The organism is Cohnella sp. GCM10012308, from assembly GCF_042649185.1.
Taxonomy (GTDB): domain Bacteria; phylum Bacillota; class Bacilli; order Paenibacillales; family Paenibacillaceae; genus Cohnella.
Map to the genome: position 1 here is coordinate 1 of NZ_JBHRYU010000069.1, position 10,368 is coordinate 10,368.

Genomic DNA, 10,368 nt, shown 5'->3' on the forward strand with positions numbered 1-10,368 from the left:
TTTTTTGAAAAATTTTATAAGATTAGGCTTCATGTAAGCCAATTTATGCAGCGGATCAACAAGCATCCGTTGCAGACCATTGATCGTCTGCTTGTTCGGTTATGATATTAATTGCGGTCTATATAGTGGCGCGAGCCGATAGAAAATACATGTACAATTGCAGTTTTTGGCCCGCCAAACATCCGAATAAGCGCCGGTATGCCGAAAGCGCGCTTACCTTTACGTTAGTTGCCGCCATTTAAGACGGGGAGGGGATCTGTATCGCTATTTACTTTAATATTTCCATGCCCGTTATTGATTTTCTTACAGAGGGTCAAAACGCTATGTTAAGTCATGGAGTTAAATTATATGCCGAATTATATGTTAGCGCGCAGGGTGAACGTCGATATTCATCTTTTGAAAGTAAAAATATAGATTTGTTCGCCAGTTATTTTGATAATACCGCCTATCATTCCTTTTTCTTTTCCGGTTACGACCTTAAAGACTTAACGGAAATCAAAGAATTCGGATATTTTTATGATGCGCCAAGTTCCTCTTCAATCGAAGTTAAAGGCGGCAGAGAAACCAATAAAAGTCGAGAACTTATACAAATGCGTATGATATCAAAGGATCCTAACAAACAGATACAAGCTTTTTATCGAACATTGCAAAAGGACTTTAAAAAAATCTCCGGCTTGCAAAAACATGCCCAGAACAATTATTTCTATTTGCCGACAGAAAAAATAATCATTCCTGCTAATCCACATTCACAGAACACAAGAGATAACTGGGAGGACTTCTGTCTTTCAAAAATGGAGCGTGTCGATTAGCATAGGGAAAGATGAAAAAGAGTTAAAAGTTGGAAATGAAAAAGTGCTAACGATCTCACCGAGCTCGCGATCGTCCGTGTAGTTGTCGTCGAAAAAAAGACACGATCGAATTGGTAACAGTTCGGATTTGGCGAGAAATACGCATGGCTTGGATCAATACCGCTGCGTATGTGCCTGTCCCTTTACCGTTCATGCGGCATATGATAATGTAGCATGAATTAGAAGGGTTAGATTATCGACTAACTCCTTAGTTTGAAGTCCAAAGGGAATTTTCACATCTTGAAACACGATCTCAAAATCAGATACTACTAATTAATAATAATACGAGTATTATATGCGTGGATATCCAAAGGGAAATCCTGTTATTGAGGTTTACACTAAACAAGAAATCGATTCTGGAGACTCGACGGTATCTCAAATTAACTTATTAAATTATCAAACGAGTAGAGGATTGAAGGTTGGAGACAAAGTTGAGCATGTCAAACAAAGTTACGGTGAAGTTAATTATGAAGAAAATGAAGTTAAATATGAAATGAGTAATAAAGAAATTAGTTTCTATTCGGAAAATCATGATGTTATAGAGAAAATTATGATTTTAGAGAGTTCTGATTAATGGCATCTTAAAAAAGAAGTTCACAATTATTTATATGCTTCCGGGCATCCAGCCGAATAGAAACATCAAGCTGTTAGAAAGTATTTTTGATTACACAAGAATATATGGGACCTAAAACCATGCAACTTCAATTTGAGGCTGATAGAGGTTTAGGTAGAAGTTAATCAGGGTTCAGTTCAGCTATCGGAGAACGCTATTTGAATGAAACAGCGACAGCCCAGGACTTTAATTCACGTCCAGCGTTGTCGCTGTTTCCGCTTTTTCGTAAGTCTAATACCGATTTGACGAGGACTTGTAGATTAAAGTTTAAAAATAGAAGCGTAAAGTAACTACGTCTGCCTGAATCATTATTTTTTTCGTACATCGGTTGAGCGACTCGCTTTATTAAAAAAGTTATAGTGTTAACCGCCCCCGGCCCGCGCCGGAATCGTGACGACCGCCCGCAGTCCGCTTCCCGCGGGACGCTCGTAATGCAGACCGTACGCTTCGCCGAAATGCAGCCGTACGCGCTCGTGCACGTTGCGGATGCCGTAGCCTTTGTCCTGCTCCTCGCCGCTCAATATACGCGCCAGCCGCTCCATGTCCACCGGGAGGAAGCCGTTGTCCTCCACCTCCAGTCGGATGTCGTCTCCGATCCTCAGGGCGCGAATGACGATCAAACCCTCGCCGTCCATGCTGCTCACGCTGTGGAAAATCGCGTTTTCTGCGAGCGGCTGAAGGATGACCTTCGGCGTCATGTACGACAAGAGGCCCTCGTCGATCTCCCAGCGCGCCTCGAACGTGTCGGGGTACCGCTTCATCTGCAGCCGGCAGTAAGCCTGCGCGTGCTCGAGTTCCTCGCCGATCGCGATTTCCGTCTTCCCCTTGCTGAGGCCGATCCGCAGCAGCTTGGACAGGTCTTTGACCATGTCGCCGACGCCCGAATTGCCGCTGTCGAGCGCGTACCAGTAGATCGAGTCCAGCGTGTTGTAGAGCAAATGCGGCGTAATCTGCGAATGAAGCGCGGCGAGCTCGTTTTCCCGCTGCTGGATTTTGATGACGTAGTTTTCCTCTATGGAACGGTCCAATCTGTCCGTCATCTTCAGGAAGGCGCCGTAGAGGATGCCGAACTCGTCGCCGCGCATCAGGCCGTCGTCGACGTCCAGCCGTTTGCCCGGCTCGTAGATTCGCGTGATCTTCGTCAACCGGACGAGAGGTCGCACGACGATGCGCAGCAAATACAGGACGAAACCGAATACGCATAACAGGTAAATCGCCGAAGCGGCCATGATGATCCATTGGAAGGCGGTCCGCCCGTCGGCGACGGCGCCCAGCGGAATCTGGTAGACGAGCCTGGTGCCGAATGCGGCGCGTCTGGAAAAGGCGTAGAGCAGCTTGTCTCCGCCGCGCGTGGCATAGAAGTAGCCTTCCGTCTCGCCCCGCAGCCGATCCGGCATGGCCCTCATATCGAGCTGTTCGTCTCCGACCTGGATGAGCTGCTCGCCCGAATCGTTGAACAAATAGATGCCTGCATCGTCCGCTAACCCCACAGTGATGAGGTCGCGCTTCAACAGCGCCTCAAGCTGCGATACCACCAGGAAGCCGAGCGTATCGTCGTACGCTTTGGGATTGAGGACGGCGCGGACGAGGCTGACGGTCGGCGCGCCGCCGTCCGTCGACAGCGGGAGCAGCGTCGCCCCTCCTTTCTCCTTCAGCGCCCGGGCGGCCCAGTCGGGCAACGCGGCCGTATCCCAGGTTATATACTTGAAGCCGCGGGTTTTGTTGGACAGGTCGAACGGCGCGCTTTTTCCCTCCTTGTTCGTCATATAAAGGGAGTACTCCGTGCCGTCGGACGACCATCGCTCCAGGACGGCGTCCGCTTCGCGCATTTGTCCCAGCGTCTCGATGTTGGTCCAGAACCGGTATTGTCCGTCGTCGCTGAAAAAATGGGTGTCCAGCAGGGTGACGGTTTTATCGCTCACGGCGGACAGCGTCTTCTCCAGCGTGATATGGTTTTGCTTAACGAGCTGGAGCGTCGTTTTGCCGACCTCCCCCTGCATGGAATCCGCCGCCTTGTACGCGGAGATCCAGCCGACGACGAGGAAGGGACAGACGATGAACAGCGCGAAGGCGATTGCGACCTTGTATTTGAGCTTCAGCCGTCATTCCCCTGCCTTTCCTTGCGGTATTCCGCAGGACTTAAGCCCGCGTAGCGCTTGAACATCCGCCCGAAATGCTCCGGCGATTCATATCCCACGGCATAGGCGATCTCGTAACGTTTTTTGTCGGTCGTCTCGAGCATTCGCTTCGCCTCTTCGATCCGCAGCTCCGTGACGAAGTCCCACAGATTTTTGCCCGTCTCCCGCTTGAACAGGTAGCTAAGATAAGCCGTGCTAAAGTGGACCTCGCTTGCGATATCTTGGATTTTGAGCGCCGGATCGCGGAAACGTTCGCGAATAAAGCCGGTGATGCGCGCGAGAATGGAGCGGTCGCGTTCCTGCGTCAACTGAACGAGCATCGCTTTAACCTCGGGGATGAATACGGCCAGCGCCGTCAGCTTGCCTTCCGCATCCGAACCGCGGAAGTACGAGTCCGGGTCGAAACGCTGCAGCGACATCCCGTTCGCCCGGCCTTGCTCCAGCAGCAAACCGTACAGCCGGTATGCCAGCATCCCGAAGTAACTGTTGAATATCTCGGCTTCGACCTGCAGCCCGCGGAGCGTCTGCAGCAGTTTTTCTCCATTCCCGTTCGGCCCGTCATCTCCGCCGTCTGTCTTCATCGACTGGGCAAAGGCGTCCACTTGCGCGATCCAATCGACAAAGCCGAGGTTTTCCCGCGCCTTGCGGTCCTCGTAGTAGAACACACGCTGTCCGGGATTCCTATGCCGCCATTCCGCGGCGGCGTTCGCCTCGTCCATGAGCTTCGGCAGCATGAAGACGTCCTCGTGAAGCGAGCTGATGCCTACTGTCGTCTCGACGTTCAGATAGTTTTTCAGATTCATATGGATCATCTGTCCGATCAAATGGAGCTGCGAGTCGATGCCCGCTCCGCGCTCGCGCGCCTTGGAATCGCCGAACCGAAGGATAGCGACGATCTCGTTGCCGTAGCCGCTGAGCGAGAGGCCGCGCCATTCTCCCAGGCACTCGTTCAATATATTAATAGAAGCGTACTTGAGCAGCTTGCGGCCTTGCAGCGCGATCTCTCTGTCGCTGAAGCCGCCGCGGGTGAGATCCAGCCGGATCGAGACGACCCCGAACAGTCCGTCCGCAGCCTGATCGCCGAGCAGCGCCGCGAGCGCTTCGCCGTCCTTGGCCGGCAGATCGCCCTCCGTCACGAGCGCCGCGAGCAGCTCGCCCATACCTGGCTGGCTCGTTTTCCCGGCTGCGCCGCGCTGCGCCTCGGTCATCGCCAGCGACTGGCGGCCGATGGCCTCGTTTTCGCGCAAGACGCTGCCTACGACCCGCAACAAGTCGTCGCGCTCGACCGGCTTGACGAGATAATCCCGCGCGCCGAGCCGCATCGATTTTTTCGCGAAGTCGAACTTCTCGTGGGCCGAGATGACGATGACCGGCAGATGGGGCTGCTCCATGTAGATCGTCTCCATCAGCTCGATGCCGCTCATGCGGCTCATCTGAATGTCCGTCAGGACCAGATCGAACGTCTCCATCCGTAAATAATCGATCGCCTCGAAGCCGTTCAGCGCCGTCTCCACGTGCGCGATGTTCAGCTCCGAGCCGAGCAGAAAGTTTTTGATGCCCGTACTCACTCTCGGCTCGTCGTCGACGACCAGAATTTTATGCATGTCCGCTGCCTCCTCGGTGTCCGCGCCGTTTTGTCCGTCGGACGATACTCCCGTCAGGTCTAGCCTAAGCGAGGACGAGGCTCCTGTCGATGATCTTTTTTTAGAAGGGTGTGACGTAAAATGATGCGCGAATAAATCACAACGGGGCGAGATTACATCCTCGTGCGGCAGGGGAGGGATGATTACGATAGCTGTGTAAGCGATTCCATATAATGAATGGAGGCCTCGTTTAATGACAAGCTTTAAAAGAAAGAAAGGAACCGCCAGAAAATCGTTAACCGGCTTGCTGGGTCTGGCGCTACTGCTTGGTTTGCTTGCGCCGCTGGGCGCCGTCTCCGCAGCGATCGCACCGCTGCCGGGTCCGGGCAATCCGCTGCTGTACGACGATTTTGGCGGGGGCGGCCTTTACAAGCAGAACTGGACGAACTGGTACAACCAGAGCGGCGGCACCGGCACTTTTTCTAAAGTCACCGTCGATTCGCGGCAGGTCGGCAAGTTCGCGCAGACGCCGGGCAGCGGCTCCTCCTGGGCGAAGTTTCAGCCGATGAACGAGTCCGTCGACCTGACGGGTTACCGCTACTTGAACGTCACGATGAAAAATCCGGGCTACGCGGACTCGCTCATCCGCGTCGCGGTAAACGACGGAACGGCCAACTACAATCTGACGGGCGGCTGGGTGTCCGTCCCGACGAGCTGGACGACGCGCCAATACGACCTCGATACGCTCGCGCCAGCGCTCAAGAAAAAGACGGCCAAGCTGGAGATCTGGCTTCGCCAGTCGGGCGGCGCCTACGGCGAGACGCTCATCGACGAGATTTTCGCCTCGACGAATGCCAGCGGCACAGCGCCGACGTTGACCGGAAGCATGAGCGCCAATTCGTCCGCGTACACCCAGAATACGGCGTTCACCTTCCGCGCGACCTACACGGACGCCGACAATGAAAAGCCGTTCGCCATGCAGCTCGTCGTCGACGACACCGCCTACGACATGCTCGAGACGGACAGCGGCGATACGACTTATTCGGACGGTAAAGACTATTATTACATCACGAAGCTTCCCGCAGGGACGCATACGCACTTCTTCCGCGCCGGGGACCTCACCTCGGACGAGGTGCGCACGCCGGTGCAGTCGGCGCCGGTCGTCACGCAATCGAGCGAAGCGCTAGACGTCGTCGTCAGCCAGGCCGGCTACAACGCCGGCGGGTTCAAGGACGCCCAGGTCGTGTCGACGAGCCCGCTGACCGATCTGTCGTATCAAGTGAAGGCCGCCGGCGGCACCGTGGCGGCCTCGGGCACGATGACCTATCAGGGCTTTTACTGGAATCGGCATGTATATGCGGTCGACTTTTCTGCGGTTACAACGGCAGGCGATTACACGATCGTCACGAACGGCATCGCGTCCTATCCGTTCCCCGTCAAAGCCAACGTCTGGACCGACTACAAGGACGAGATGACGGCCTTCTATCGGCTTCTGCGGGCGGGCGTATCGACGGAGGACGCGTATCCTGCCGGCTATAGCACCGTCGCGCCTTCCGCCAAGCTGTATCACGAGGCCGGCCATCTGGACGACGCCGCTTCGACCGACGGCACGACGCATTACGATCTGACTGGCAGCTGGTACGACGCAGGCGATTATGGCAAATATGCCGGCAATCAATGGGTCGCCGCCGAGATCGCGCTCGCTTACGTCCGCCATGCGGACGCCGCCGCCGTCAAGTACGACAACGACGCCAACGGCATCCCCGATCTCGTCGACGAAGCGGTCTTCGGCAGCGAATACTTGATCAAGTGGGCCAATCAGTTTGGCGGCGAGCTGTACGACATCAAGAACAACGCTTCCTTCGTGCATCCGGAAAAGTCGACGGACAACGTCAGCGGCAACGCAGACGACCGCCGGATCAGCGGACTCGGCGTCGGCGGATCGGCCAAGGCGGCCGGCGCGCTGGCGGCGACGGCGCGCGCGATCCAGGCGGCGATCGCGCAGGGCGACGTCGATACCGCGAAGATTGCGGCGCTCGAAGATTTCGCCGACGATTGCCTGGCAGCGGCGATCGTATTCTACGACTATGTCGTCGCCCATCCGGACGGCGTCGTGGGCTCCTACTCCACGCGCGGCGGCATCCCGAATTCGAAGCTGCTCGCGGACGTGGAGCTGTACCTGCTGACCGGCGAAGCCGACTACAAGGCTGCCGCGACGGCCAACATCGGCACGCTGACGTTCGCAGACCTGTCGTCCACCAATTACTGGGATATGCGGCCGATGTCGCTGGCGGAGTTCTACCCCGTCGCCGATGCCGCTGCGAAGACGCATATCCAGCAGCTGCTGAAGCAGCAGGTCGATTTCTTCCTGTCTTCGGCGGACGACACGCCGTACGGCGTGCTGAACCAATTCAAAAACTTCGGCGTCAACGAGCCCCATGCCTCCTACCTTGGGGACATGATGCGCTACTACGAGCTGTTCGGCGATCCGGCGGCGCTGCGCGCCGTAGAGAAGGGGATGTACTGGATTTTCGGCGAAAATCCTTGGAACATCAGCTGGGTATCGGGTATCGGCGCCGATTTCGTCACGTATCCGCACACGAGATACGACGAAGGGGCCAACGGCAACGCGAACAATCCGGGCATCGTTTTCCCAGGCGCCATGGTGAGCGGCCCGAATATGAAGGATACGAAGGATAAGGCCAGCGTCAGTCCGTGGTACGAGGACCGTTCTCTCTATGCGGACGATACGAACCAATGGCGCTACAACGAGTTCAGCATCAGCATCCAGGCGGGACTGCTGTACACAATCATGGGCCTCGGCTCTGATCCGACGGCCAGCTCAGCGGGCGCCGTGGCGCCGCCGCGTCTGCCGACGCTATCGCCCGTCATCGGGGATTTCGTGCGCGGCAACGTCACCGTGTTCGCGGCTCCCGCAACCGGGTTGAGCGAGGTGTCCTACTCGGCGGCGGGCCAAAGCGGTCCGTACGTCCCGATGTCCGTATCCGGCGCCGTCTATGCCGCTTCGATCGACGAGAGCGCGTCGACGCCGTATGCGAACAAGCGGGTCGACGTCAGAGCCAAGGACGCCGCCGGCAATTACACTTACAGCTCGACGCACTACACGGTCGCGGCGCCGCTGCCCGATCCGTCGCATCCGCTCTTGTACGACGACTTCGGCGGCGGGGGGCTATGGGGCTCGACCGGCGGCAACAACGAATGGGTGAACTGGTATACGCAGAACGGCGGCACGGCGACCTTCGCCAAGACGACCGCGGACGGCCGTACGGTCGGCCTGTTCACGCAGACGCCGACCGCGACCAACTCTTACGCCAAGTTCCAGCCGTGGCACGACTATCTTGACCTGTCGGGTTATCGCTATTTGAATTTTGCGGTCAAAAATCCGGGCTACGCGAATCTGCGCATGAAGATCGAACTGAACGACGGCACGCGCACGTATAACCTGACGAACGGCTGGGCGGCGGTTCCGACATCGTGGACCGACCTGCAGATTAATCTTGACGCCCTGTCCCCCGCCGTGAACAAGAAGAAAACGACGATGGCGATCTGGCTGAACCAGACGGCCGTCGGCTACGGCGAGCTGCTCGTCGACGAGATCAAGGCGACCAACGTCGCAAGCGGCACCGCGCCGACGCTGAGCGCCGGCGGCGTGAATCATGCTTCAGGCGATACGGATACGGACTATACGTTTAGCGTTACTTACACCGACGCGGACAACGAGAAGCCGTTCGCGATGGAGCTGGTTCTGGACGGCGTCGTGCACGCGATGACGGCGGTCGACGCCGGCGATGCGACGTATACGGACGGCAAAGCGTACGCGTATACGACCAAGCTGCCGCTCGGCGTTCATTCGTATTATTTCCATACGACGGATACGACGAGAGATGCGGTGAGCAGCTCGGTGCAGTCGGGTCCCGCCGTGAGCGGAACGCTGCTGGCCGACGACTTCGAAGACGGCAATGCGGACGGCTGGACACCCACGAGCGGCACCTGGTCGGTGCAATCCGGCCGGTACGCCGGCCAGGCGGGCAGCGGCAACAGCTTCTCCATAGCAGGCGATGCCGGATGGACCGACTATACTTTGCAGGCCGACGTCAGCGTCACGAATAATACAAACGGCAACAAGGATGCGGGACTTCTGTTCCGCTACGCGGACAGCGACAACTACTACGTGCTGTATGTGAAAAACAACGATCGCACCGGACGCAAGCTGGAGCTCGTCAAGTCGGTCGGCGGCGTGAAAACGACGCTGGGGTACGCAAATCCGAGCGTCTCCGCGGATACGTTTTACACATACAAGATCGTGGCAAACGGTTCGAATATTTCGGTCTATCAGGACGGCGTCCTCCAGTTTGCCGTCACGGACGGCGCGCTCGCCTCGGGCCGAATCGGAGCCAGGGTATACGCCAATACCAAAGCATACTTTGACAATGTGACCGTCACGCGATAACGAGAAGGGAGCCGGCAGCTGGCCGGCTCCTTTATTTGTTGCGGCATACCCGACTAAGCGCTGCGGGGACCCGTCTCCGGCGGAATAATAGAGTCATAATTAGCGAATCAAAGGCGGCTCCGAAAAATGAAAGAGAAGAATCAAGTCGTGAGGGAGAACAAGTCGATCAAGAGATCGGTCGGGTTCGACGACCCCTATTATTTCAGCCGCCGCTTTAAGCTGCAGATGGGAATCGCGCCATCGGCCTATCAATCCCAGTCCCGGATGCGCGTGGTCGCCGTCGATTTTTACGGACATTTACGAGCGCTCGGCATTCGTCCGGTCGGCGTCTGCGCGCACGAGCAGATTTTCGGTACGCTGCACATGGGGCGTTTCGACGTCGCGCCAAAAGGAAAGCGCAGACCTCCCGTTGAGAGGTTCATGACTTGCTTGCATCGAATCTTGAGGCCGCCTTCCGGGAACAACAAAAAGCCATTCTTCTGCCCAAGAGAAGAATGGCTCTTTACTTGTTCGGATGTTTTGCGGTGGATAAAAAACCTGCAATTGTACATGTATTTTCTGCGAATCAACGACGCTTGTTGAAATACATGCAAATGCGGCTAGGCCCCCTAAAACTGGAGTCATGCCCTACAATGATTAGATTTTTACAGCGTAGGTCTTTATTTCGCGCGATTACACCGATCTGTAATAGTCTGAAGCGTCTTCCAATGTCTTG

General features: G+C 56.1%; 6 protein-coding genes. 4 read left to right on the forward strand and 2 right to left on the reverse strand.

Annotated elements, in window-relative coordinates:
* Positions 1 to 323 precede the first annotated feature (323 nt).
* Together ACFOTD_RS34310 and ACFOTD_RS34315 are read left to right on the forward strand one after the other, a co-directional pair.
* Positions 324 to 809: a hypothetical protein gene (locus tag ACFOTD_RS34310; RefSeq protein WP_378124500.1), complete on the forward strand. Its 486-nt coding sequence runs from the start codon at positions 324 to 326 to the stop codon at positions 807 to 809.
* A 334-nt stretch (positions 810 to 1,143) separates the two neighbouring features.
* A complete protein-coding gene (locus tag ACFOTD_RS34315; RefSeq protein ID WP_378124501.1) occupies positions 1,144 to 1,422 on the forward strand; it encodes a hypothetical protein in 279 nt (92 codons plus the stop codon).
* A gap of 401 nt (positions 1,423 to 1,823) precedes the next feature.
* Here the strand turns inward: ACFOTD_RS34315 and ACFOTD_RS34320 are convergent, their stop codons facing one another.
* Positions 1,824 to 3,461: a sensor histidine kinase gene (locus tag ACFOTD_RS34320; RefSeq protein WP_378124502.1), complete on the reverse strand. Its 1,638-nt coding sequence runs from the start codon at positions 3,459 to 3,461 to the stop codon at positions 1,824 to 1,826.
* A 95-nt stretch (positions 3,462 to 3,556) separates the two neighbouring features.
* Complete coding sequence (locus tag ACFOTD_RS34325; RefSeq protein WP_378124503.1) at positions 3,557 to 5,203, reverse strand: response regulator transcription factor; 1,647 nt, start codon at positions 5,201 to 5,203, stop codon at positions 3,557 to 3,559.
* A 232-nt stretch (positions 5,204 to 5,435) separates the two neighbouring features.
* Between ACFOTD_RS34325 and ACFOTD_RS34330 the strand changes: the two genes are divergently transcribed.
* Together ACFOTD_RS34330 and ACFOTD_RS34335 are read left to right on the forward strand one after the other, a co-directional pair.
* Positions 5,436 to 9,653, forward strand: coding sequence for a glycoside hydrolase family 9 protein (locus ACFOTD_RS34330; protein WP_378124505.1), 4,218 nt, complete (start codon positions 5,436 to 5,438; stop codon positions 9,651 to 9,653).
* Positions 9,654 to 9,779: 126 nt separating this feature from the next.
* Positions 9,780 to 10,235, forward strand: a complete 456-nt coding sequence (locus ACFOTD_RS34335; protein ID WP_378124506.1) for an AraC family transcriptional regulator — start codon at positions 9,780 to 9,782, stop codon at positions 10,233 to 10,235.
* Positions 10,236 to 10,368 lie beyond the last annotated feature (133 nt).

Bases quoted from the DNA above. Each gene is read 5' to 3' on its own strand.
- ACFOTD_RS34320 (WP_378124502.1), bottom strand. From the start codon at position 3,461: ATGCAGGGGGAGGTCGGCAAAACGACGCTCCAGCTCGTTAAGCAAAAC.
- ACFOTD_RS34325 (WP_378124503.1), bottom strand. From the start codon at position 5,203: ATGCATAAAATTCTGGTCGTCGACGACGAGCCGAGAGTGAGTACGGGC.
- ACFOTD_RS34330 (WP_378124505.1), top strand. From the start codon at position 5,436: ATGACAAGCTTTAAAAGAAAGAAAGGAACCGCCAGAAAATCGTTAACC.
- ACFOTD_RS34315 (WP_378124501.1), top strand. From the start codon at position 1,144: ATGCGTGGATATCCAAAGGGAAATCCTGTTATTGAGGTTTACACTAAA.
- ACFOTD_RS34310 (WP_378124500.1), top strand. From the start codon at position 324: ATGTTAAGTCATGGAGTTAAATTATATGCCGAATTATATGTTAGCGCG.
- ACFOTD_RS34335 (WP_378124506.1), top strand. From the start codon at position 9,780: ATGAAAGAGAAGAATCAAGTCGTGAGGGAGAACAAGTCGATCAAGAGA.